The following is a 23,723-nucleotide window of genomic DNA, read 5'->3' on the forward strand; positions in this document are numbered from 1 at the left end:
GCGGCGGCGCACCCCACGGTGCCCGCGCCGCCCCGCACAGTGGCAGGCAAGCGGTAGGGACGCGCCCGTGGCGGCGTGGGAAGGATCAGATCGATGACGGACGAGACACCCGGGACCAACCTCCCGGACGACGGCGACCAGGCCCCCGAGACGGACGCCGGCCTCGCGGTGCACCACGGGCGCATCGAGCAGGTCGACCTCAACCTCGAGATGCAGCGCAGCTACCTCGACTACGCGATGAGCGTGATCGTGGGCCGCGCGCTGCCCGACGTGCGCGACGGCCTCAAGCCGGTGCACCGCCGCGTGCTGTACGCGATGTACGACGGCGGCTACCGCCCGGACCGCTCGTACTCCAAGTGCTCGCGCGTCGTCGGCGACGTCATGGGCAAGTACCACCCGCACGGCGACACGGCGATCTACGACACCCTCGTGCGCCTGGTGCAGGACTGGTCGCTGCGCTACCCGCTCGTGGCCGGCCAGGGCAACTTCGGCTCGCCCGGCAACGACCCCGCCGCCGCCCCGCGGTACACCGAGTGCCGCATGGCGCCCATCTCGATGGAGATGGTGCGCGACATCGACAAGAACACCGTCGACTTCCAGGACAACTACGACGGGCGCGAGCAGGAGCCCGTGGTCCTGCCGTCGCGGTTCCCGAACCTGCTGGTCAACGGCTCGGCCGGCATCGCCGTCGGCATGGCCACCAACATCCCGCCGCACAACCTGCGCGAGGTGGCCGAGGGCGTCCGGTGGCACCTGGACCACCCCGACGCGTCCCGCGAGGAGCTGCTCGCGGCGCTCATGCAGCGCATCAAGGGCCCCGACTTCCCGACCGGCGCGCAGATCCTCGGCACCAAGGGCATCGAGGACGCGTACCGGACCGGCCGCGGGTCGATCACGATGCGCGCGGTGGTCAACGTCGAGGAGATCCAGAACCGGATCTGCCTCGTGGTCACGGAGCTGCCGTACCAGGTCAACCCGGACAACCTCGCCGCGAAGATCGCCGACCTCGTCAACGACGGCCGCATCCAGGGCATCGCCGACATCCGCGACGAGACCTCGGGCCGCACCGGCCAGCGCCTGGTCATCGTGCTCAAGCGCGACGCCGTCGCCAAGGTCGTGCTGAACAACCTGTACAAGCACACCCAGCTGCAGGACACGTTCGGCGCGAACATGCTCGCGCTGGTCGACGACGTGCCGCGCACGCTGAGCCTCGACGCGTTCGTGCGCCACTGGGTGACCCACCAGATCGACGTCGTGCGCCGGCGCACCGAGTACGAGCTGGCCGACGCCGAGCGCCGCATCCACATCCTGCGCGGCTACCTCGCCGCGCTCGACGCGCTCGACGAGGTCATCGCGCTCATCCGCCGCTCCCCCGACGTGGAGCAGGCGCGCACCGGCCTCATGGAGCTGCTCCGCGTCGACGAGGAGCAGGCCAACGCCATCCTCGCGCTGCAGCTGCGCCGCCTGGCCGCCCTCGAGCGGCAGAAGATCATCGACGAGCACGCCGAGATCGAGGCGCAGATCCGCGACCTGCGCGACATCCTCGCCCGGCCCGAGCGCCAGCGGACGATCGTGGGCGAGGAGCTCGACGGCATCGTCGAGAAGTACGGCGACGAGCGCCGCACGCACGTCCTGCCGTTCGACGGCGACATGTCGGTCGAGGACCTCATCCCCGAGGAGGAGGTCGTCGTCACCATCACGCGCGGCGGCTACGCCAAGCGGACCCGCACCGACGCCTACCGCCAGCAGAAGCGCGGCGGCAAGGGCGTGCGCGGCACGCAGCTGCGCGAGGACGACATCGTCGAGCACTTCTTCACCACGACGACGCACCACTGGCTGCTGTTCTTCACCAACTTCGGGCGGGTCTACCGCGCCAAGGGCTACGAGCTGCCCGAGGGCTCGCGGGACGCCAAGGGCCAGCACGTGGCCAACATGCTGGCGTTCCAGCCGGGCGAGCGCATCGCCCAGGTGCTCGACCTGCGCGACTACGACCAGGCCGAGTACCTCGTGCTGGCCACGCGTCGCGGCCTGGTGAAGAAGACGCGCCTGGCGGAGTACAACTCCCCGCGCTCGGCCGGACTCATCGCCATCAACCTGCGCGAGGACGAGGACGGCAAGCCGGACGAGCTCATCGGCGCCATGCTCGTGGACACCGACAACGACATCATGCTCGTGTCCCGCAAGGGCCAGTCGATCCGCTTCCGCGCCGACGACGACACGCTGCGCCCCATGGGCCGGGCGACGTCCGGCGTGACGGGCATGAAGTTCCGCGAGGACGACGAGGTGCTGGCCGCCGACGTCGTCCGCGAGGAGGCGTACCTGTTCACGGTGACGGAGGGCGGCACCGCCAAGCGCACCGCGCTGACGGTGGACAACTACCGCCAGCAGGGCCGCGGTGGCCTCGGCATCCGCGTCGCCAACCTGCCCGAGGACCGCGGCGACCTGGTCGGCGCGCTCGTCGTGGACGACGGCGACGAGGTCCTGGTCATCATGGAGCGCGGCAAGATCGTGCGCTCGGCGGTGGAGGGGGTCCGCGCGACGGGCCGCACCACGCAGGGCGTCACGTTCGCCAAGCCGGACAAGGGCGACCGCATCATCGCGGTGGCCCGGAACGTCGAGCGACGGGCCGAGGACGAGTCCGATAGCGTGGACGGGACAGGCGCCGACGGCGAGCACGCCGGCGGGGCCGACCCTGCTGACGCCGAGGCCGGCGTCGTCGTGACCGACACCGGTGACGGCGCCGCGGCCGACGTGGACGAGAACTGACCAGCGGACGCGAGGACACGATGAGCAGCGAGAAGAGCGCACCCCGGGCGGCAGGGGGCAAGGCGGCCGCCGGGAAGGCGGCCACGCCGTCCCAGCAGGGGAAGCCCACGTCGCAGGTGCCGACTCCCCCGTCCGGCGTGCCGGCCGCGACCACCACCGCGACCACCACCGCGACCACCACCGCGACCACCACGGACGAGCGCCCGGCCGAGCGCACCGTGACGCTGCCGGGCGTCAAGGCGCCCGCCGCTGACAAGGGAGCCGGGCAGGGAGCCGGGCAGGGAGCCGGGCAGGGAGCCGGCCGCCCGGACGCCGACACCGCGGGCGCGGACGGTGACGGCACGAACGGCGACGGCGCGAAGGCGGGCGCGGTGAAGGCGGCGCAGGCGGCCCTCGCCGCCGCGCGCAACGCCGCGAAGAAGGTGCAGTCCGCGGCGACGGCCACCCCGCCCACCACCGTGGGCAAGGGCGCCGACGCCGACGCCGCGACGGCAGCCCCGGCCGGCACGAAGGGCGCCCGGCCGGCGGGCGCCAGCCCGCGCGAGATGCACTACGAGAGCGCCGTGCGCTTCTCGGGCCGCCCGGCCGAGGCGGACCTCGACTCCGGGGCGCAGCCGCTGGTGACCGGTCCGCGGCCCGCGGGCGGCGGACCGCGCCGGGTGCGCCTGGTCGTCTCGCGCATCGACCCGTGGTCGGTGATGAAGCTGGCCTTCCTGCTCTCGGTGGCCATCGGCATCATCACCGTCGTCGCCACGGCCGTGTTCTGGTTCGTCATCGACGGGATGGGCGTCTTCACGACGATCGAGGACTTCATCCGCGACGCCGTCGGCTCCGACACGGACGTCAACGTCATGCAGTTCGTCGAGTTCGACCGGCTCGTGTCCCTCTCGACGCTCATCGCGGTGATCAACATCGTCATCCTCACCGCCCTCGCCACCATCATGGCGATCATCTACAACATCGTGGCGGCGCTGGTCGGGGGCCTGCACGTGACCCTCACCGACGACTGAGCGCCCGCGGCGCACGTCACACCCGGCAGGCCCGTCACCGGTTTGGTGGCGGGCCTGCGGCTACGGTAAGTTCTCGTGCTGCACGCGCTGCGGCGCGAGCCCGGGGCTATAGCTCAGACGGTTAGAGCGCTTCCCTGATAAGGAAGAGGTCGGAGGTTCAAGTCCTCCTAGCCCCACTCTCAGCACCACCCGGCGGGATCCCCCGGGAACGTGCCCGCCGCCGGCGAAGAGACGAGGAGCCTCGTGAAGAAGCTGTTCCTGTTCCTGGCCGCGCTGGGCGCCGGCTACGTCGTCTGGCGCAAGGTCTCCGAGGGCAACGCCGAGCGCGACCTCTGGTCCGAGGTCACCGACACCCTCGACTGATCTCCCGCTCCGTCCCCGCGGAGCCTCCCGCACGGGGCCATGGCGCAATTGGTAGCGCACCTGCTTTGCAAGCAGGGGGTTAGGGGTTCGAGTCCCCTTGGCTCCACCAGCACGAAGGCCGCCACCCTCCCGGGTGGCGGCCTTCGTCGTGCGGGTGCGTGCGGCCGTCGGCCGCGGGGGTCACTCCGGCTTGGGCTCCTGCGTGGTCTCGGGCGTGGTGCCCTCCACCTTCTCGGTCGCGGTCACGGCGGCGTCCTCGGCGGACTCCTGCGCGCCGGCCTCCGTCGCGCCCGTCGTCGTCGCCTCCGCGGACGGCGCCTGCTCGGCCGGCTCGCCGCGCTTCGTCGACGTGCGGGCGCGCTGCGTGGCCTTCTTCGCGGCCTCGGTGGCCTTGTCGGCGAGCTTCTCCCCCGCCTCGCGGCCGCGGGCCACGGCCGCGCCGGCCGCCTCGCCCACCGCCTCGGCGGCGTCGCCGGCTCGGTGCTTGGCGTCGCGCGCCACGCCGTCGTAGTCCGGCTTGGTGGTCTGCTCCCAGGGCTCGGCCCACGGGTCGTTCTGCGGCTGCGCGCGCTTCCAGAACACGTAGCCGACCGCGGCCGCGGCGCCGGCCAGCAGCAGCCAGACGAGGCCCTTCCTCCCGCCGCCGGAGCGCGACTCCGCGGCGGCCTTCTTCGCCGCCTTCTTCGCGGCCTTCTTCGCAGCCTTCTTGGTCCCCTTCTGGGCGACGGCGGCCACCGTGCCCGCCGCCGCGGCACCCGTGCCGGCGGCCTTGGACGCGGCCTCGTTGAACGCGGCGACGATGCGCGGGAGGTACTCGTCCACCAGCTTGTCGTGGGCGGTGTCGACGGCCTCGGTCGCCTTGACGTGCGCGGTGTCGACGAGGGGGCCGAGGCGGTCGTGCGCCGTGTCGATCAGGGGGGCGGCCTTGCCCGCGACCCGCTCGACGCGCGGCGCCGCCGCCACCACGCTCTCGTTCCAGGCCTTCTCGGCGCGCGGCCGCAGCCACACGAGGAAGTCCTGCACGTGCGGCTCGGCCCAGTCCCGGGCCTGACCGGCGGCGACCTTGGCCTGAGCGCTCAGGACGGCGGCCTCCTTGGCCGCCCGGGCGCTCGCCTCGGACAGTGCGGCCGCGACCTGCGCGGCCTGGAGCTTGAACTTCTCGGACTCGACGGGGGGCACCGTTGCAGCATCGCTCTTTCGCACCATGGGCCCATGCTGCCACCGGCGTCAACAGCGCGCTCGACGTCCTCCCGTGCCGCCCGGGCGCCAGGCGCCCGTGCGAGGATGGGCGCATGTTCGCAACCCTGCACACCACGCTCGGCGACATCCGCGTCGAGCTGCTGCCGAACCACGCGCCGAAGACCGTGCGGAACTTCGTCGGGCTGGCCGACGGCACCCAGACCTGGACCGACCCCCGCACCGGCGAGGAGAAGACCGGCACGCCGCTGTACGACGGCGTCGTCTTCCACCGCGTGATCGCCGACTTCATGATCCAGGGCGGCGACCCGCTCGGCACCGGCACCGGCGGCCCGGGCTACAACTTCGACGACGAGATCCACCCGGAGCTGCGCTTCTCGGAGCCGTACCTGCTGGCCATGGCGAACGCGGGCAAGCGCCGCAACCCGGTGACGGGCGAGGTCTCGGGCACCAACGGGTCGCAGTTCTTCATCACGACCGTCGCCACGCCGTGGCTCGACGGCAAGCACACGATCTTCGGCAAGGTCGCGGACGACGAGTCGCGCGCCGTCGTCGACACGATCAACACGACGAAGACCCGCCCGGGCGACCGCCCGGTCGAGGACATCGTCATCCGCAGCATCTCGATCGAGGACTGACCCCCGCGCGAGGCCCGTACCGCCGACGGCGGCCGCGGGCCTCGCGGGGTGCGGTGCCCGGCCGCCGGCGCGACGACCGCGCCGGCGGCCGCGCCGCCCCGCGCCCGCCGTCGTCCGCTCGTCCCGCCGTCCCGCGGAGTTCTCCATGACCGAGCAGCCGCCGCCCCCGCCCGCGCCGGGCGCCCCCGACGCCGCCGCACCGCCGGTCTGCCCGCGGCACCCCGACCGGGTGTCGTACGTGCGCTGCCAGCGCTGCGGCCGGCCGGCGTGCCCCGAGTGCCAGCGCCCGGCGGCCGTGGGCGTGCAGTGCGTGGACTGCGTGCGGGAGGCGGCGCGCTCGGCGCCGCGCGTGACGACGTCGATGGGCGGCCGCGTCCGGCAGGGCCGGCCCGTCGTGACGTGGACGCTGATCGGCGTCTGCGTCGCCAGCTTCCTCCTCCAGCTCGCGACCGCCGGCGCCTGGACCGAGCAGTGGGCCTTCTCCGCGGCCATCGGCGCCGTCGAGCCGTGGCGGTTCCTCACGACGGCGTTCCTGCACGCCACGAACATCACCCACATCCTGTTCAACATGTGGGCCCTGTGGGTCACCGGGCAGTTCCTCGAGCCCGTGCTGGGCCGGGCGCGGTTCCTCGCCCTGTGCGGCCTCAGCGCCGTGGGCGGCTCGGTCGGCTACCTGCTGCTCGCGGGGACGCCCGCCGACGCCGGCTGGTACCAGGGCGTCGTGGGCGCCTCGGGCATGGTCTTCGGCCTGTTCGGCGCGATGGTGCCCGTGCTGCGCCGGCTCGGGGCGAACGCCGCCCAGGTGATCGGCCTCATCGCCGTCAACGCGGTGATCGGCTTCGTGCTCCCGGGCATCGCGTGGCAGGCGCACCTGGGCGGGCTCGTGGTCGGGTTCGTGCTGGGCTGGGGGTTCGCGCGGGCGCCGCGGGAGCGGCAGCGCCTCGTGGGCTGGGCACTGCCGCTCGCCGTGGCCGTGCTGCTCGTCGGCCTCGCCGTGGGCAGGTACGCGGCGACCGGCTGGCTGACGACCGTCGCCTGACCGTCTGTCCGGCCCGTCCACGGCGCCGTCCACAGGGTTGTCCACCGGTGTGAATGACACCGGTGAAATTTCCTCCACACCTGTGGACGGTGGTGTGGACGACCCTGTGGGCGAGCCTGTGGACGACCGCTCCCCGGATGACACCGGTGGGATCTGATCAACGGATTCGTGCGTCCCACCGCTGAGGACGAGCCTGGGGACAGCGGGTCAGCAGTGCTCGGAGCGGTGCCCCGGGGCGCCGCGCGGGACGACGTCCCGGTCGCGGTACAGCACCGAGACCCGCTCACCGCGCGCCGCGCAGGCCGCGGCGAACGTCGCGTCCGGGTCGGCGTCGTCCGGGCGCACGTCGTCGTACTCGATCTCGATCACGTGGTCGCCGTAGCCGGCGGTGTACGCGTCGCACTCGGCGTAGACCTGGCACTCCTCCGCGACGACGAAGTCGAAGCCGACCTCCGTGGCACCGCGGACGGCGAGCTCGGGGGCGTTCTTCTGCGCGACCGCCAGGCCGCGGGCGTGGGCCCGCTCCACGAGCGTGCGGGCCAGCGCGACGACGTCGTCCTCGGCGAGCAGGCCCGGGAAGCGGGCGGCGGTGTCGAGGTTGTCGAGCTCGACCGCCTGGTACCCCGCGCCGGCGCAGTCGTCGACCCACGCGCCGACGACCTCCGCGACGCCTGCGCGCTGCGCGGCGGTGGACACGTCGAGGACCAGCTCGCCCGGCCAGTCCGGGTCCTCGACCGGAGCGCCGTCGCGCCGCAGGAGCAGGTCGGGGTGCTCGCGCAGCCAGAGGTCCGCCTCCTCGGGCTGCGTCTGGAAGGCGTTGACGTAGCAGACCGAGTAGACGCCGTCGGCGGGCGGCTCGCGGTGGTCGCGCTCGACGACCTCGATGCCGGGAGCCGGCGGGTACGCGCCGCCGATCTGGTAGTCGAAGCGTGCGCCGACGGGCGGCGGCGCCCAGGACGCGGAGGCGGGAGCCGGTGCGGTGCCGGTCCCGGGGGACGACGTCGTGCCCGGTGCAGCACCGGGGCCGGCGCAGGCCCCGAGGCCCAGCGCCGCCACGGCGAGGACCGCGGGCAGGCCGGTCCGACGCAGGCCGGTCCGGCGCAGGCCGGCGCGGGACGCCGCGACGGTGGCATGCGGCGCGACGGCGCGGCGCGGCCGGTCGGCCCGGCCCACCGCGCGGCGCGTCACCGCCAGCGCGTGGTCAGGACGAAGCCGGCGATGATGAGGACGAAGCCGACGAGCAGGTTCCACGCGCCGAGCGGCGGCACCGGGAACCCGCCGCCGGCCCGGGCGGACGTCAGGTAGTAGACGACGATCCACACCAGGCCCAGCACCATGAGGCCGAGCATGACGGGCACGAGCCAGCGCGGGCTGCCCTCGGCCTGGCGCGCAGGCGTGGCGGACGCCTCCGGCGCGGGCGTCGGCACCTTCTTCTTGCGGGACTTCGACTCGGGCACGAGACGGCTCCTGACTGGCTGACCGGCTTGGCGTCGCGGCCTGCGGCGGGGCCGGACGCGGACGACGTTTCGTCGACTAGCGTAGTGGTCGAGCACGACCGACCCGTGCGACCGACCCGTGCGACCGACCCGGAGGTGACCATGGCGCGGCTGTCCCTGCGACCGGGTCACCCGGTCCGCCGCTGGCGCCCGTACGTCGCCGTGGGGGCCGTCGCCGCGGCCGCCGGGCTCATGTTCTCCGCCAGCGCCCAGCTCGCGCGCGGCGACGAGGGCCGCCACCCGGAGAACCTCGCCCAGCTGGTCGAGTCCGAGTCCGGCCGCGTCGAGCGGCTGGGCGCGCAGGTGGACGAGCTGCAGGCGCAGATCGACCGGCTCGGCGGGGACACGTCGTCGGGCGGGGGCACCGACCCCGACCTCGCCCGCCGGGAGTCCGTGGTGTCCGGCTCGGCGCCGGTCACCGGTCCCGGGCTCACCGTGACGCTCGACGACGCCCCGGCCTCCAGCCAGTCGATCCCCGGCGTGCACGCCGACGACCTCGTGGTGCACCAGCAGGACCTCCAGCACGTCATCAACGCCCTGTGGGCCGGCGGTGCGGAGGCGATGACGCTGCAGGGCGAGCGCGTGACGTCGACGTCGGCGTTCCGCTGCTCCGGCAACATCCTGCTGCTGCACGGCAAGGTGTTCTCCCCGCCGTACGTGGTCGAGGCCGTCGGTGACCCGGAGCGCCTCCAGGCGGCGCTCGACGCGTCCTCGGGCGTGCAGACCTACCTCGACTACGTCGACTGGGTGGCGCTCGGGTGGGCGCAGGAGCCCTCGACGAGCCTGGAGCTGCCGGCGTACGCGGGCAGCACCGAGCTGCAGCACGCGACGGTGCCCGAGGGCACGGACGTCTTCTCCTGAGCCGCCCGCGGCGCGCTATCGTGGGCCCTCAGCCGCGCGCGCGACCGCGCCGCGCGGATCTCCGACACCTGCGCCGCCGAGGTGACCGCATGAGCACCGAGACCCAGACCCCCGAGAGCGCCGGCCCGCGCATCCTCGTCGTCGACAACTACGACTCCTTCGTCTGGACGATCGTCGGGTACCTCGACCAGCTCGGCGCGCGCACCGTCGTCGTCCGCAACGACGCCGTGCCGGAGTCCGACGCCGACGGCGTGTTCGCCGACGCCGAGGGCCGGTTCGACGGCGTGCTCGTCTCCCCCGGCCCGGGCACCCCGAAGGAGGCCGGTGCCTCCGAGGACGTCATCCGTGCCTGCGCCCGGTCCCGCACGCCGATGCTCGGCGTCTGCCTGGGCCACCAGGCCCTCGCCGAGGTGTTCGGCGCCACCGTGGCGCACGCCCCCGAGCTCATGCACGGCAAGACGAGCCTCGTGGAGCACGGCAGCACCGGTGTGCTCGACGGCCTGCCCTCGCCGTTCACCGCGACGCGGTACCACTCGCTCGCCGTGGTCCCCGAGTCGGTCCCGGCCGAGCTCGAGGTGACCGGCGCGACGGCGTCCGGCATCGTCATGGGCGTGCAGCACCGCGAGCTCCCGCTGCACGGCGTGCAGTTCCACCCCGAGTCGGTGCTGACCGAGGGCGGCCACCGCATCCTCGCCAACTGGCTCGCGGTCTGCGGCGACGACGGCGCGGTGGAGCGCTCGGCGGGCATGGCCCCGCTGGTGCACCACGCCGCCTGACGGCGCCTCCCGCCGACGACGAAGGGGGCCTCCCGCACGGGAGGCCCCCTTCGTCGCGCCGTGGCCGTCGGGCGGCGGCCGGGTCAGCCGCCGAAGAGGCTGGCGACGCCGCCGTCGCCCTCGCCCTCGTCGCCCTCGTCGCCACCCTCGCCGTTGCCCTGGTTGCCGTTGCCCTGGTTGCCGTTGCCGTTCCCCTGACCGTTGGCGGGGCCGGTCGAGACCACGATCGTGACGGTGTCACCCTCGTTGAGCTCGGTCCCCGCGGGCGGGTCGGTGGAGATCACGGCCCCGGCCGGCACGGTGTCCGACGACGCCGTCTCGACGCGCGGGTTGAGGGAGTACGAGGCGAACTCCTCCTGGGTCTGGTCGTCCCACTGGCGGCCGACGATGTCCGGCACGGTCGTGGTCACGACCTCCGGCTCGGTGGCGACGGTGATCGTCACCGTGCTGCCCTGCTCCACGCTGCCCGCCGCGGGGTTCTGCTCGAGCACCGTGCCCGGGTCCTGGTCGCCGCTCTCGCGCTCCTGGACGGACGAGCTCAGGCCGAGCCGGTCGAGCTCCGCGAGGGCCTCGTCGCGGCTCATGCCGACGAGGTTCGGAAGCTCCACGGTGCCGTCGGAGACCACCACGTCGATCGTCGCGCCCTGCTCCACGAACTGGCCCACCGCGGGGTCGGTCCCGATGACGTGGTCCTTGGGCACGTCGACGCTCGAGTCCGTGGACTCGTCACCCCACACGAGCCCCGCGTCCTCGATCTTCTGCCGCGCCTCGTCCACGCTGTCGCCCGTGACGTCGGGCACCCCGAGCGAGTCCGGACCGTCGGAGAAGGAGACGGTGACGGTGCTGCCCAGCTCCGCCTCCGTGCCGCCCTCGGGGTCCTGGCCCGTGAACGTGCCCTCGGGCTCCCGTGACTCCTCGTCGGCGACCTGGCGGTACTCGAAGCCCGCGCCCTCGATCGCCTGCCGGGCCTGCGCCGGGGTCACGCCCGCCTCCAGGGCCGGCACCTCCCCCGTCGTCGGCTCGTCCGTGCCGCTGTTCAGCGCCAGGGCGGTCACGATCGCCGCCACCGCGAGCACCGCCACGGTCACGAGGGTCCACAGCAGCGCCCGCTTGCGCGGCCGGTCCTTGCCCGCGTCGTCGGCGGGCGGCGGTGCCGGCGTGCCGGCCGGCGGGGACACCGGGCCGGCGGCCGTCGCGCCCCACGGCGCCCCTGCCACCTGCGTGGGCGCGGCGCCCGCCGGGCTCATCAGCTGCGTCGCGCCCTCGGTGCCGTAGCCCGGGGCGCCGTACGCCATCGTCGCGGCCGCGGCACCGCCGGCGGCGGCGAGGCCCGCGGCCACCGTCGGCGCGCCGACGGCCCCGCCGTGCAGCGCGGCGTCGAGGTCGGCGCGGAAGTCCGCGGCCGTGCCGTACCGGGCGTCGCGGTCCTTGGCCAGCGCCTTGAGCGTGATCCGGTCGAGCACCTCGGGCACGTCCGAGGCGATCTCGCTCGGGCGCTGCGGGGCCTGGCCCACGTGCTGGTAGGCCACGGCCACCGGCGAGTCGCCGACGAACGGCGGACGCCCGGTGAGCAGCTCGAACAGCAGGCAACCCGTCGAGTAGAGGTCGGAGCGGTAGTCGACCTGCTCGCCGCGCGCCTGCTCCGGCGACAGGTACTGCGCCGTGCCGATGACCGCGTGCGTCTGCGTCATCGTGGCGGCCGAGTCGGCGACGGCGCGGGCGATGCCGAAGTCCATCACCTTGACGCCGCCGGTCGGCGTGATCATCACGTTCGCCGGCTTGATGTCGCGGTGCACGATGCCGGCGTGGTGGGAGTACTCGAGGGCCGAGAGCACGCCCACGGTGATCTCGATGGCCTCCTCGATCGGCACCGCGGCGCCGTCGTGCAGGATGTCGCGGACCGTGTGGCCCTCCACGTACTCCATGACGATGAAGGGGACGTGGACCTCGTTGCCGAGCTCGTCGGTGTGGACGTCCTCGCCGGTGTCGTAGACGGCGACGATCGAGGGGTGGTTCAGCGCCGCCGCGGCCTGCGCCTCGCGGCGGAAGCGGGCGAGGAAGGACGGGTCGCGGGCCAGGTCGGAGCGCAGCACCTTGATGGCCACGGTGCGGCCCAGGCGTGCGTCCTTCCCGATGTGCACCTCGGCCATGCCGCCGCGGCCGATGAGCTCACCGACCTCGTACCGGCCGGCGAGTGCCCGGGGAGTGTTGTCAGCCACTCAAACGTCCTTCGGAGTCGGGGTCGCACGCTCGGCGCGCGACTCGTGAGGGTCCATCATCCCAAAACCGGCGCGATCCCACGCCTGCGCGGCGTCCAGGAGCGCCACCGGCGGCCGGGTGAGGGTCGTCGGCGGGGTCGGTGCCGGCGGGGTCACCGTCGGCAGCCCCGGGCCGCGGAGGGCGAGCGTTCGGCGCGTCGCACCGGTCCTCGCCCGCGGACGGGCCAGGACGGCCGCCGCGGGCAGCGCCGCGGCGGACGCTCCGCCGCCACCGTCGTCGAGCAGGGAGCGCACGAACGAGGCGATCAGCAGCACGGCCAGCAGCGCGAGCAGGGCGACCAGCGGCCACGACAGCCGTCCGAGCGGGCCGAGGCGCACCCCGGTGGTCGTCGAGGTGCGCTTCGGGCCCTCGGCCTCCTGGGTGCGGGCGCGGCGGCCGCGGTCGGGCAGCGGGACGGACCGGGCACCGGCGCGGCTCCGGCCGTCGCTCTGGGCGCGCACCGCGGCGCGCGTCCGGTCGGGGGTGCCGCTCCCGGCGCCCGGCGTGCGCGTGCTGCGCGCCCCCGCCGCGTCGCCCCCGCGCCGCTGCGCGGCCCGGGAGCCGTTCGCGTGCGCCGCCTCGGCGCGCGAGCGGGTCTGCTCGGCGCGCGCGCGGGTCTGCTCGGCGCGCGCGCGGGTCTGCTCGGCGCGCGCGCGGGTCTGCTCGGCGCGGGCGCGGGTCTGCTCGGCGCGGGTGCGCGCGGGCCGCGTCGACTCCGCGTGGGCCCGGCCCGCCTCGGGGCGGTCCGCCCGGCGCGACGCCGGGGCGCGGCGGGAGTCCGTGCCCTGCGCGTGCAGCGCGCGGCGCGGCGGGTAGGGGCGCTCGTCGGTCTCGCGCGGCAGCCAGGGCGGCGTCGCGGCGCCCGACGGCGGACGGCCGGCTGCGCCGTCGGCCCGGTTCGTCGTGCCGTCCGTCCCGCGGTCCGTCCCGGCGTCCCGCGCAGGGCCGCCGGACGCCGCCGGACCCGACGCCGCCGGAGGCGACCCCGTCGGGCCGGACGCGCCCGGGGACGCGGCGCCCCGGACGCCGCGCGTGCCGGCGACGGGGGTGGGCGGGCCGGAGTGCCGGGCGGCGTGCGCCCCGCGCCCAGCGCCGGTCGCGGCGCGGGCGCTCCGGGCGCCCGGGCTGTCCGAGGCCGGGTTCGCGGCCGGCCTCGGAGCCGTCCCCGAGGCCGCGCCCGCGGCGGCACCGGAGCCCTGCAGGCGCCGCGCCGTGCGCGAGCGCGCCCCGAGCGGGTCTGCGGCGATGTCGCGGGCGAGCGCGTCGAGCTCGTCGGCGAGCGCGCCGGCGGACACCGGGCGCAGCGACGGGTCCTTCTCGAGCATCCGCATGATCACCGCGGACAGGCCCGGGTGGACCGAGGACGGCAGCGGCGGCACCGGGTTGTTGACGTGCGCGACGGCGATGTCCACCGGCGTCGCGCCGGTGAACGGCCGCTTGCCCGCCGTGGCCTCGTACGCGACCACGCCGAGCGCGTAGACGTCGGACAGCGGCGTCGCCGGCTGGCCCACGGCCTGCTCGGGCGACAGGTACTGGGCGGTGCCCATCACCATGCCGGCGGCTGTCATCGGGGCCTGGTTGGCCGCGAGCGAGACGCCGAAGTCGGTGATCTTCACGGTGGTGCGGCCGCCGGAGGCGCGCGTCGGGTGCTCGAGCAGGATGTTGCCGGGCTTCACGTCGCGGTGGACGACGTGCGCCTCGTGCGCCGCGTGCAGGCCGCGCGCGGTCGCCGCGAGGATCGGCAGCAGCCGCTTGGGCGTCAGCACCGGCTCGCGCTCGAGCAGGTCGGCGAGCGGCTCGCCGACCACGAGCTCCATGACCAGGTACCCCGTGCCCGCCTGCTCGCCGTAGTCGTACATCTGGGCGATGTTCGGGTGCGACAGCGCCGCGCTGTTGCGCGCCTCGGTGCGCAGGCGCGCCAGGAAGTCCTCCTGGCCCGTGTACTCCTCGCGCAGCACCTTGACGGCGACCTCTCGGCCCAGGAACGTGTCGTCCGCGACCCACACCTCGCCCATGCCGCCGACGGCGATCCGGCGGGTGAGCCGGTACCGGTCGCCGAGCGCGAGCCCCTCCACAGGTCTCATCGGTCCAGCACCGCCTGGATGACCGCCTTGGCCACGGGCGCCGCGACGCGCCCGCCGGTGGCCTCGCTGCCGGCCGAGCCGCCGTGCTCGACGATGACGGCGACGGCGACCTGCGGGTCGTCCGCCGGGGCGAAGCCCGTGAACCACGCGTGCGGGTCCGCCTCCGACGTCGTCTGGGCGGTGCCGGTCTTGCCGGCCACCTGCACGCCCGAGGTCTGCGCCGACGTGCCCGAGCCGTCCTCGACGACGCCGACCATCATCTGGGTGAGCGCGTCCGCCGTCTCGCTCGACACCGCGTCGCTCAGCCGGCGCGGCGACGTCTGCTCCACGACCTCGAGCTCCGGGTCGCGGATCGTGTCCACGAGGTACGGCTGCATCAGCTCACCGTCGTTCGCGATCGCCGCGGAGACCATCGCGACCTGCAGCGGCGTCGTCGTGACGCTGCCCTGGCCGATGGCCGCCAGGGCGAGCCGGTCGTCGCTCGAGGCCTCCTCCTTCGGGAAGGTGCTCGCGTCCGTGGACATCGGCACCTCGAGCTTCTGGCCGAACCCGAACCGCGCCGCCTGCTCGTCCACCGCGTCGGCGCCCAGCGCGACGCCGAGCTGCGCGAACGCGGTGTTGCAGGAGATCCGCAGGGCGTCGGCGAGCGACATCTCGTCCGACGAGGAGCACACCTCGTCGCCGAAGTTGCGCAGCTGGGTGCTGGTGCCGGGCAGCGTCCACCGGTGCGGCGCGGGGATCGGGGTGTCGGCCTGGTAGTCGCCCGACTCCAGCGCGGCGGCGGCGTCGACCAGCTTGAACGTGGACCCCGGCGGGTACGCCGAGCGGATCGTGCGGTTGATGAGCGGGTCGCCCTCGGCGTTGAGCAGGTCCTCGTAGGCCCGGCCCGCCTCCGCGGTGGAGTGCACGGCCAGGGCGTTGGGGTCGTACGACGGCTTGGAGACCATGGCGAGGATGCGCCCGGTGGACGGCTCGATCGCCACGACGGCGCCCTGCTGGTCACCGAGGGCGTCCCACGCGGCCTGCTGGGCGGCCGGGTCGATGGTCAGCTCGACGGAGGATCCCTTGGTCTTCTCCCCGGTCAGGAGGTTCTGCAGGCGGTCCACCCACAGGGCGTCGGCCTGGCCGTTGAGGAACGCGTTCTCGGCGCCCTCGATGCCGGACGTGCCGTTGACCAGCGAGTAGAACCCGGTCACGGGCGCGTACATCTGCGCCGTGCCGGTGTCGCCCTCGGCGTACACGCGCTGGAAGCCGAAGGGGTCGTCCACCGCCTGCGACGTCGCCACGGACTGCTCGCCGACGACGATCGGGCCGCGGGCGTTGCCGTAGTCGCGGTAGATCTTGCGGACGTTGCGGTTGTCGTTGTTGAGCGAGTCGGCCTGCACGTACTGCACCCACGTCGTGGAGACCATGAGCGCGAGGAACATGACCATGACGACGCCCGCCAGCCGCCTCAGGGTCGTGTTCATGGGGTTCCTGCCTCGGGGTTCGGACGCGACGGCGTGCGGCGCGGCAGCGGCGGCCGCGCGGGCACGGGTCTGTCGACGGTCTCGGTCGGCGTCGTCACGGGGTGGGCGCCCGTGGGCACGTCCGGCAGGGCGCCGTCGCGCTCGCCGTCCCCGGCCGCGGCCTCGTGCACGCCGCCGGGGCCCACCTCGCCGCGCTCGGGCAGCGGCGACGGCCGCCGCGCGTCGTCGGAGATCTTCAGCAGCAGGCCCACCACGATCCAGTTGGCCAGCAGCGACGAGCCGCCCTGCGCCATGAACGGCACGGTGAGGCCGGTCAGCGGGATGATCCGGGTGATGCCGCCGACGACGACGAACAGCTGCAGCGCCAGGGAGAACGCCAGGCCACCGGCGAGCAGCTTGCCGAACCCGTCGCGCACGCCGAGGGCGGTGCGCAGGCCGCGCTCCACGACGATCATGAAGACCAGCAGGACGGCGAGCAGGCCGGTCAGGCCCAGCTCCTCGCCCAGCGAGGAGTAGATGAAGTCCGAGAACGAGTACGGCACGCGCTGCGGGTAGCCCTCGCCCCACCCGGCGCCGAACAGCCCGCCGTTCGCCAGGCCGAACAGGCCCTGGACCACCTGGTACGAGCCGCCCGTGGCGTTGTACACGTCGCCCTCGAACGGGTGCAGCCACACCTCCATGCGGCGCTGCACGTGCGGGAAGACCGAGCCCGCCACGGCGGCGCCCGCGCCGAACAGCACGAGGCCGATGAGCACCCAGCTGATGCGTTCGGTGGCCAGGTACAGCATCGCCACGAACAGCCCGAAGAACAGCAGCGAGGTGCCGAGGTCGCGCTCGAGCACGAGGACCGCGAGCGAGGCGGCCCAGACGATGAGGATCGGGCCGAGGTCGCGCAGGCGCGGCAGCTGCAGGCCGAGGATCCGCGGGCCCGCCAGCGCGAGGGTGTCGCGGTTGGTCACCAGGTAGCCGGCGAAGAAGACGGCGAAGGCGATCTTGGCGAACTCCGCCGGCTGCAGGGACAGCGGGCCGACGCCGATCCAGATCTTCGCGCCGTTGATGGTGCGGCCCAGCCCCGGCACCAGCGGCAGCATCACGAGCACGAGGCCGGTGATCATCGCCGTGTAGGTGTAGCGGCGCAGCCAGCGGTGGTCGCGCAGGAACCACACCACCAGGCACGCGAGCACCACGCCCAGCACAGACCACTGCATGTTGCGGGCGGCGTTGGCGCCGGCGGCGCCGGCCTCCTGCAGCCGCAGGATCATCGCCAGGCCGAGGCCGTTGAGCAGCACGACGGACGGCAGGATGACCTGGTCGGCCCACGGCGCGCGGATCCGCACGACCACGTGGGCGGCCACGGCGATGAGCGCCAGGCCCGCCGACTCCAGCCAGAAGCCGTCGGGCAGGCGGCCCTCCATGTTGATGCCCACCAGGGCGAACGCGCCCACGCCCGCGGCCAGGGCGAGCGCGAGCAGCAGCAGCTCCGCCAGGCGCGCGGGGCGGCGGGCGGTGGTGGTCGCGGCGGCGGCGCTCATCCGGCGGCTCCTGCGGCCGGGGTCGCCGAGGGCGACGGCGAGCCCGAGGGCGTGCCGGACGGCGACGGGGTCGGGGTGGGGGTCGGCACCGCCTGCTCGATGAGCCGCTCGGCCCGGGCGCGGGCGTCGTCGAGCGACGAGGCCGTGATGGTGCCGTCGAGGCGGTCGGCCCAGTAGTCGGGCAGGTCGGCGACCTGCGTGCCGGTGAGCTCGACCGCGCTCGAGAGCGTCAGCGGCCCGGCGCTCGCCGGCACGCCGCGGAACACGGCCACCTGGCCGTCCTCGACGCCGACGTAGTACTGGCGCTGCGTCCAGCCGTACGCGGCGTAGCCGCCGAGGCCCAGCCCGGCGAGCACGAGCAGCGCCACGAGCGAGGCGATCACCGGGTGACGGCGCGGCGCGGGGCGCGCGTCCTCGTCGTCCGGGTCGTCGTCCTCGTCGTCGCGGTCACCGGGCCGGCCGGCGCGGGCGGAGCCCGCGGCGGTGTCGTCGTCGCGGTCGTCGGCCCCGCGGGTCGTCGGCCGGCCGTCGTCGGCCTCCGGGTGCCCGTCGGCCTCGGCCCCGTACGGGGCGCCGTCGTCCGGGTCGTCGAAGCCGGGCAGGGGGCCGACCGCCGCGGCGGCGCCGACCACCTGCACGCCGCCGAGCTCGTCGACGGCCTGCGCCGCGGCGTCGTCGCCCCCGGCGTCCTCGACGACGTCGGCCACCACCACCGTGATGTTGTCGGTGCTGCCGGCGCGCATCGCGGCGACGAGCAGGACGTCGGCGGCCTCGTCGGGGTCGGGCGTCTCGACGAGGATCTCCGTGAGGGCCTCGGCGGGCACGAACCCCGACAGGCCGTCGGAGCACAGCATCCAGCGGTCGCCGGGGCGGGCCTCGCGCACCGACATGTCGGGGGAGAGGTCCAGGTCGAAGTCGCTGAGCACCCGCATGACGACGTTGCGCTGCGGGTGGTGCTCGGCCTCGTCGGGGGAGATGCGGCCGGTGTCGACCAGGTGCTGGACGAACGTGTGGTCGACCGTGACCTGGGTGAGCACGCCGTCGCGCAGCAGGTAGGCGCGCGAGTCGCCCATGTGCGCCATGACGAGCGTGCTGCCGGTGCGCAGCAGCGCCGTGACGGTGGTGCCCATGCCGGCGAGGTCGGGCTCGGCGGCCGAGGCGCGCACCAGGCCCAGGCGGGCCTGCTCGACGGCGGCCTCGAGCTCCTCCAGCGCGGCGTCCGGGCCGTGGTCGGGCACGTCGAGCGGCTCGAGGGCGGCGATGGCGATGCGCGAGGCGACGTCGCCGCCCGCGTGCCCGCCCATGCCGTCGGCGACGACGAGGAGGTTCGGGCCGGCGTACGCCGAGTCCTGGTTGTTGGAGCGCACGAGCCCGACGTCGGAGCGGGCGGCGTAGCGCAGCGAGACGGTCACGACGCGGTCATCCCTGGAGCTCGACGACGGAGCGGCCGATCTGCACGCCCACGCCGACGGGCAGCGGCACGGCGTCGGTGACCTGGTCGTCGCCGATGAACGTGCCGTTGGTCGAGCCGAGGTCCTCGACGTACCACCGGTCGCCCTGCGGGAAGATCCGGGCGTGCCGCGAGGACGCGTAGTCGTCGTCGAGCACCAGCGTGGAGCCGGGTGAGCGCCCGATGAGGATGGACGAGCCGGTCAGCGGCAGCGACGTGCCCGACAGCGGGCCGGCGACCACCACGAGGCGCGCGGGGCCGGGGCCGCGGCGCTCCTTGCCCGCGGTGCGGCCGGTCGGGCCGGTCGGAGCGGGGGCGGCCGCGGCCACCGCCGGCGCCGCGGCGTCGGCGGGCGCCGCCTCGCGGTCCTTGCGGCGCGGCGAGAGACCGCGGCCGGCGCGCGTCGACAGGTCGCGACGCAGCACGCCGATCGCGGTGAGCACGAACACCCACAGCAGGACGAGGTATCCCAGCCGCAGCAGGGTGAACGTCAGCTCACTCATCGGGGCGGGGTCACCAGTCCTCGTGGTCGGCGGCGGCCGCGCCCGACCAGAACATGATCCGGGTGCGGCCGATGGTCAGGGTGTTGCCGTCGAGCAGCGTCGCGGCGGGGACCTGGTGGCCCTCGACGTACAGGCCGTTCGTGGAGCCCAGGTCGGTGGCGATCACGCCGTCGGGCGTGACGCGGATCTCCAGGTGCTTGCGGGAGACGCCCGGGTCGTCGACCACGATGTCGGCGTCCGGGTCGCGTCCGATGACGGTGACGGGGCCGGTGAGCAGGTAGCGCTGGCCGTCGATGTCGATGAGCGGGTGCCGGGTGCTGGGCTGCGACGTCGCGGGGGCGACGGCGCCGCGCACCGTGGCGCTGCGCACCTGGAAGCGGCCGCCGGTGAGGTCGGCGTGCTCCTCGAAGGACACGCTGACGGGCCCGACGAACGCGTAGTGCTGCGAGGCCGCGTACTCGGTGAGGTTGGTGGCGAGCTCGTCGGCGAGCGTCTCGGCACCCCACTGCTCGATCTGGCCGAAGTCCTGCGGCGAGAGCTCCACCGTGAACTCGTTGGGGGCCACGGTGCGGTCACGGCCGACCACCGCGACGCGGTCGTCCAGCTCGCGGCGCAGGCGGCTCGCCAGCTCCACGGCCTTGACCTCACCGTGGCCGAACCGGGAGAACGCGTTGTTCATCACGCGCTCGACGCTCTTCTCGAAGCGGTCCAGGACGCCCATGCCACCTCCTCTCGCGGGCCCGTCGCACGTCTCTCGTGCCGTCGTCGCCGCCGTGCACGGCCCGCGGGGCCCGTGCCGGGAGGGCACGGGTGCGCGGGCAGGCGCGGACGACGCCGCGGGCAGACTACCTAGATCGTAGGCAGCCGCGCGGGTACGACGCCCCGCATCGTGTGGACGTCCTGGGGACGTGCCGGGGAAATCGGCGTGGCAGCCCGCGTGGGCCGCCTCCGCGTGGCGTCGGCCACGTGACCGGCCGCGATGGGCGCGAGAGGGCCGTCGACGGGGTGCCGATCCGGGGTCCCGCCGGCCGCCGGGAGGGCCGATTGGGGACCTCCGCCCGGCTCGTGCTAGATTGCTCCGGCAGCGCGCGAGTGGCGGAATAGGCAGACGCGCACGGTTCAGGTCCGTGTGCCCGAAAGGGCGTGGGGGTTCAACTCCCCCCTCGCGCACGTTGAGAAGGTCCCGGTCAGGTAGTCCTGGCCGGGACCTTCTGCTCTCTCCCGGGGCCGCCCGCTCCGGGGTGCCCCGCTCCCTGCCGCGACGTCGTCCCGTCAGGCCGCGCCGTCGTCCGTCAGGGCGTGGCGCGCGGCGCGGCGGACCCGGTCCCCTGCGGCGCCCGGCGCATGAACCAGCACGGCACCCCGATCACGCGGGCTCCGCCGACCACCCGGTAGCCGAAGCGCTCGTAGAACGCGACGTTCTCCTCCGTGTCGGTCTCCAGGTACCCCGCGCGGCCCGCCCGGTCGAGGTCCGCGCAGTGCGCGCGCAGGAGCGCGCCCCCGAGCCCCTGCCGCCGCAGGCCGGCGTCGACGGCCACCGGGCCGAGGTGGACGTGCGCCTCGTCGGGATCGTGCCCGGCCCACGTCCCCGTCCACGCGAGGACCCGGGCGGCCGCCGCCGGGCCGAGGCGGGCGAGCGTGGGCAGCATGCGCGCGCGCCGCGCGCCGCGCAGCCGGCAGGTGCCCGGCGGGGCGGCCCCGCCCACCGCGACGAGCGCGCCGTCGCGGAACGCCCCCAGGAGCCGCAGGTCCGGCGAGACGGTCAGCAGCCCGCCCACGAGGACGGCCTGCTGCCGGACCCGGCGCTCGGGATCGGGCCCGTAGGCGGCCCGGTGCAGCGGGTTGTCGCGCATCCCCCGGGCGACGAGGTCGGCGGCGGCGTGCCGCAGGCCCCGGTCGAGGGGGCGGACGGTGACGACCTGGCCGGTCATCGTGGGCCTCGCGCGCGCTGCACGGCGGCCGCGGCGAGGCCGGCGACCGCGCCGAGCGCCGTCGACCGCAGGATCTCGCCGGCGGCGCCGACGACGAGGAGCGCCGCGGGCACCTCGGGCCGCAGGCCCAGGACGGACGACACGGCGAGCAGGAGCGCGCCGTACAGGCCGCCGGCGAGCGTGAGCGTCAGGACGGGGCGCGGCACGCGCCCGAGCCCGACGCCCAGGACCCAGGCGCCGGCGGTCAGGCCGACCACCAGCAGCGAGGCGGAGGGCTGGCCGAGCACGCCGGCCACGCCGGTGAGCTCCACGAGCGGCCACAGCAGGGCCAGGCTGCCGAGCCCGAGGACGAGCGGCCAGCTCAGCGGGCCGGCCGGGGCGGACGAGCGGGACGGGATGGGGGGTCGGGTCGATGTCATGCTCGGGACGCTAGGGACGCGCGAGCCCCGGCACATCGGCCGCGGCGCCCCGGCCGACGTCGCCCGGCGTCGACAGCGCACGTCGTCCCCGGGCGGCACCACGGTGGCCGCGGGGCGCTGCCCGCGCCGTCCGCCGCTCCGTAGGCTGATCCCCATGGCCACGGGCAACGGGCTCGACCGCGCCGTCGCGGGGGCGGACCAGCGGTTCGTCGACCTCGCGCTCGCCGTGGCGGTGGCCCTCGCCGTCGCGGTCGCCGTCGCCGCCGAGCTCGACACCACCGGGCGCGTCGTGCCGGGCGCCTACCTCTTCGCGCTCGGGTTCGGCGCGCTGCTGCTGGCCCGGCGCCGCGCCCCGCGGTCGGTCCTCGTGGCGACCGTCCTGGGGATCGTCGTCTACTACACGATGGACCTGCCGCCCATCGGCATCACGCTGCCCGCCGCGGCGGCGCTCTACTCGGCCGCGGAGGTGGGGCTGACCGGGTGGGCCGTGGGCGCCGGCACGGTCCTGGTCGGCTCCTCGGCCGCCGCGCAGATCGTCCAGGGCCTGCCGCCGTCGTACCTCGTCAGCGACGAGCTGCTGACGAACGCGGCGCTGGTCGTCACGGCGGTCGCGCTCGGGGTCAGCGTCCGGGCCCGCCGGCAGGCCCGGGAGCACGCGGCCCGGCTCCGCGCCGCGACGGTCGCCGAGCAGGCCCGGGAGGCCGAGCGGCGCCTGCAGGAGGAACGGGTGCGGATCGCGCGCGACCTCCACGACGTCGTCGGCCACACCATGTCCGTCATCGCCGTCCACACCAACGTCGCCGCGGAGGCCGTCGGCGAGGACGACGCCGCGGCCCGCGAGGCCCTCGACCGCATCCGCCGCTCGACCCACGACACGATGCGCGAGCTGCGCGCCACGGTGCGGGTCCTGCGCTCCCCGGTGGGCGACCCCGAGCGCGGGGCGGTCGGCCTGCCCGGCGTCGCGGACCTCGTCGACGGCGCCCGGGCCGCAGGGCTCCAGGTCGACCTCGACCTCGACGTCACCGACGACGCGCTCGACGGCGCGATCGGTGCCGCCGCCTACCGCATCGTCCAGGAGTCGCTGACCAACGTCCTGCGCCACGCGCACGCGCGGCGGGCGACCGTGGTCGCCCGCCTGCACGACGACACCCTGGAGCTCACCGTCGCCGACGACGGCCGTGGCGCGGGCGGGGCGGTGCGGTCCGGCGCCGGCCTCGCCGGGATGCGCGAGCGGGCCGCCCTGCTGGGCGGGAAGCTCACGGCCGACGACGGCGAGGACGGCGGCTTCGTGGTCCGGGCCCGGCTCCCGGCGAGGCTGCCGTGACGAACGAGAGCGAGGTCCTCATGATCCGTGTCGTCCTCGTCGACGACCAGGAGCTGGTCCGCACCGGCCTGCGCACCCTCGCCGAGCACGACGGGGACATCACCGTCGTCGCCGAGGCGGGCACCGGCCGGGCCGGCATCAGCCGCGTGCGCGAGCTGCGGCCCGACGTCGTGCTCATGGACATCCGCATGCCCGAGATGGACGGCCTCGAGGCCACCCGGCAGATCGTCGCCGATCCGCGGCTGTCCGGGACGAAGGTCGTGGTCCTCACGACGTTCGACGAGGACGAGAACGTCTTCGAGGCCATCCGCTCCGGCGCGGCCGGCTACCTCCTCAAGGACATCTCGCCGCGCGACCTGCGCCAGGCCGTCCGCGTCGTGGCGGCCGGCGAGTCGCTGCTCTCCCCGGCGGTCACCCGCACGGTGATGCGCTCGCTGGCTGCCACCCTCGGCACCACGGTCGACGACACGCCGCTGCAGGGCCTCACCGAGCGGGAGCGGGAGGTGCTGGAGCAGGTCGGCCGGGGGCTGTCGAACGACGAGATCGCCCGCGCGCTCTACGTCTCGCCGGCCACCGCCCGGACCTACGTCTCCCGGCTGCTGGCCA

At 75.0% G+C, this 23,723-nt stretch carries 21 protein-coding genes and 3 tRNA genes; 12 read left to right on the forward strand and 12 right to left on the reverse strand.

Features of this window, described 5'->3' with window-relative positions:
- Positions 1-93: 93 nt before the first annotated feature.
- The 5 genes from gyrA (at position 94) to U5M74_RS14105 (ending at position 4,248) form a co-directional block, all read left to right on the forward strand.
- Complete coding sequence (gyrA, locus tag U5M74_RS14085; RefSeq protein ID WP_410909553.1) at positions 94-2,766, forward strand: DNA gyrase subunit A; 2,673 nt, start codon at positions 94-96, stop codon at positions 2,764-2,766.
- A 20-nt stretch (positions 2,767-2,786) separates the two neighbouring features.
- On the forward strand, positions 2,787-3,776 hold the full coding sequence (locus U5M74_RS14090; protein ID WP_410909554.1) for a DUF3566 domain-containing protein: 990 nt from the start codon (positions 2,787-2,789) through the stop codon (positions 3,774-3,776).
- A gap of 102 nt (positions 3,777-3,878) precedes the next feature.
- A tRNA-Ile gene (locus U5M74_RS14095) sits at positions 3,879-3,952 on the forward strand.
- A 67-nt stretch (positions 3,953-4,019) separates the two neighbouring features.
- Positions 4,020-4,139, forward strand: coding sequence for a DLW-39 family protein (locus tag U5M74_RS14100; RefSeq protein ID WP_410909555.1), 120 nt, complete (start codon positions 4,020-4,022; stop codon positions 4,137-4,139).
- A 33-nt stretch (positions 4,140-4,172) separates the two neighbouring features.
- Positions 4,173-4,248 (forward strand) — tRNA-Ala (locus tag U5M74_RS14105).
- Between the two features lie 71 nt (positions 4,249-4,319).
- On the opposite strand, the gene U5M74_RS14110 is transcribed toward U5M74_RS14105, so the two are convergent.
- On the reverse strand, positions 4,320-5,345 hold the full coding sequence (locus U5M74_RS14110) for a hypothetical protein (protein ID WP_410909556.1): 1,026 nt from the start codon (positions 5,343-5,345) through the stop codon (positions 4,320-4,322).
- Between the two features lie 86 nt (positions 5,346-5,431).
- Between U5M74_RS14110 and U5M74_RS14115 the strand changes: the two genes are divergently transcribed.
- Complete coding sequence (locus U5M74_RS14115) at positions 5,432-5,974, forward strand: peptidylprolyl isomerase (RefSeq protein WP_069984076.1); 543 nt, start codon at positions 5,432-5,434, stop codon at positions 5,972-5,974.
- 145 nt (positions 5,975-6,119) lie between these two features.
- Complete coding sequence (locus U5M74_RS14120) at positions 6,120-7,013, forward strand: rhomboid family intramembrane serine protease (protein ID WP_410909557.1); 894 nt, start codon at positions 6,120-6,122, stop codon at positions 7,011-7,013.
- A gap of 207 nt (positions 7,014-7,220) precedes the next feature.
- On the opposite strand, the gene U5M74_RS14125 is transcribed toward U5M74_RS14120, so the two are convergent.
- Positions 7,221-8,201 carry an endo alpha-1,4 polygalactosaminidase gene (locus U5M74_RS14125; protein ID WP_410909558.1) on the reverse strand — a complete coding sequence of 327 codons (981 nt, stop codon included), beginning with the start codon at positions 8,199-8,201 and terminating at the stop codon, positions 7,221-7,223.
- Positions 8,198-8,470, reverse strand: coding sequence for a cell division protein CrgA (locus U5M74_RS14130; protein WP_410909559.1), 273 nt, complete (start codon positions 8,468-8,470; stop codon positions 8,198-8,200). Before U5M74_RS14130 ends, U5M74_RS14125 begins: the two co-directional genes overlap by 4 nt.
- Before the next feature lie 105 nt (positions 8,471-8,575).
- Here U5M74_RS14130 and U5M74_RS14135 point away from each other — a divergent pair, with 105 nt between their 5' ends.
- Positions 8,576-9,370, forward strand: coding sequence for a DUF881 domain-containing protein (locus U5M74_RS14135; protein WP_410909560.1), 795 nt, complete (start codon positions 8,576-8,578; stop codon positions 9,368-9,370).
- An 89-nt stretch (positions 9,371-9,459) separates the two neighbouring features.
- A complete protein-coding gene (locus tag U5M74_RS14140) occupies positions 9,460-10,146 on the forward strand; it encodes an aminodeoxychorismate/anthranilate synthase component II (RefSeq protein ID WP_410909561.1) in 687 nt (228 codons plus the stop codon).
- Between the two features lie 83 nt (positions 10,147-10,229).
- On the opposite strand, the gene pknB is transcribed toward U5M74_RS14140, so the two are convergent.
- The 7 genes from pknB to U5M74_RS14175 are packed head-to-tail and all read right to left on the reverse strand — an operon-like array spanning position 10,230 to position 20,164.
- Positions 10,230-12,365 carry a Stk1 family PASTA domain-containing Ser/Thr kinase gene (gene pknB, locus U5M74_RS14145; protein WP_410909562.1) on the reverse strand — a complete coding sequence of 712 codons (2,136 nt, stop codon included), beginning with the start codon at positions 12,363-12,365 and terminating at the stop codon, positions 10,230-10,232.
- Positions 12,366-14,489, reverse strand: coding sequence for a protein kinase domain-containing protein (locus tag U5M74_RS14150; protein ID WP_410909563.1), 2,124 nt, complete (start codon positions 14,487-14,489; stop codon positions 12,366-12,368).
- Complete coding sequence (locus tag U5M74_RS14155; protein WP_410909564.1) at positions 14,486-15,958, reverse strand: peptidoglycan D,D-transpeptidase FtsI family protein; 1,473 nt, start codon at positions 15,956-15,958, stop codon at positions 14,486-14,488. Before U5M74_RS14155 ends, U5M74_RS14150 begins: the two co-directional genes overlap by 4 nt.
- Positions 15,955-17,490, reverse strand: coding sequence for an FtsW/RodA/SpoVE family cell cycle protein (locus U5M74_RS14160; RefSeq protein ID WP_410909565.1), 1,536 nt, complete (start codon positions 17,488-17,490; stop codon positions 15,955-15,957). The genes U5M74_RS14155 and U5M74_RS14160 overlap by 4 nt, the downstream gene beginning before the upstream one ends.
- Positions 17,487-18,902: a PP2C family protein-serine/threonine phosphatase gene (locus tag U5M74_RS14165; RefSeq protein WP_410909566.1), complete on the reverse strand. Its 1,416-nt coding sequence runs from the start codon at positions 18,900-18,902 to the stop codon at positions 17,487-17,489. The genes U5M74_RS14160 and U5M74_RS14165 overlap by 4 nt, the downstream gene beginning before the upstream one ends.
- 7 nt (positions 18,903-18,909) lie before the next feature.
- Complete coding sequence (locus U5M74_RS14170) at positions 18,910-19,443, reverse strand: FHA domain-containing protein (protein WP_410909567.1); 534 nt, start codon at positions 19,441-19,443, stop codon at positions 18,910-18,912.
- A 10-nt stretch (positions 19,444-19,453) separates the two neighbouring features.
- Complete coding sequence (locus U5M74_RS14175; RefSeq protein ID WP_069983699.1) at positions 19,454-20,164, reverse strand: DUF3662 and FHA domain-containing protein; 711 nt, start codon at positions 20,162-20,164, stop codon at positions 19,454-19,456.
- A gap of 365 nt (positions 20,165-20,529) precedes the next feature.
- Here U5M74_RS14175 and U5M74_RS14180 point away from each other — a divergent pair.
- A tRNA-Leu gene (locus U5M74_RS14180) sits at positions 20,530-20,613 on the forward strand.
- A 122-nt stretch (positions 20,614-20,735) separates the two neighbouring features.
- Here the strand turns inward: U5M74_RS14180 and U5M74_RS14185 are convergent.
- Together U5M74_RS14185 and U5M74_RS14190 are read right to left on the reverse strand one after the other, a co-directional pair.
- Complete coding sequence (locus tag U5M74_RS14185; protein ID WP_410909568.1) at positions 20,736-21,374, reverse strand: GNAT family N-acetyltransferase; 639 nt, start codon at positions 21,372-21,374, stop codon at positions 20,736-20,738.
- On the reverse strand, positions 21,371-21,793 hold the full coding sequence (locus tag U5M74_RS14190; protein ID WP_410909569.1) for a hypothetical protein: 423 nt from the start codon (positions 21,791-21,793) through the stop codon (positions 21,371-21,373). The genes U5M74_RS14185 and U5M74_RS14190 overlap by 4 nt, the downstream gene beginning before the upstream one ends.
- Before the next feature lie 154 nt (positions 21,794-21,947).
- On the opposite strand from U5M74_RS14190, the gene U5M74_RS14195 reads away from it, so the two are divergent.
- Positions 21,948-23,117: a sensor histidine kinase gene (locus tag U5M74_RS14195; RefSeq protein ID WP_410909570.1), complete on the forward strand. Its 1,170-nt coding sequence runs from the start codon at positions 21,948-21,950 to the stop codon at positions 23,115-23,117.
- A partial coding sequence (locus U5M74_RS14200; protein ID WP_410909571.1) for a response regulator occupies positions 23,114-23,723 on the forward strand: 610 nt, incomplete at its 3' end. The genes U5M74_RS14195 and U5M74_RS14200, both read left to right, overlap by 4 nt.

This window comes from Puerhibacterium sp. TATVAM-FAB25 (genome assembly GCF_046535855.1).
GTDB classification, from domain to species: Bacteria; Actinomycetota; Actinomycetes; order Actinomycetales; family Cellulomonadaceae; genus Puerhibacterium; species Puerhibacterium variabilis_A.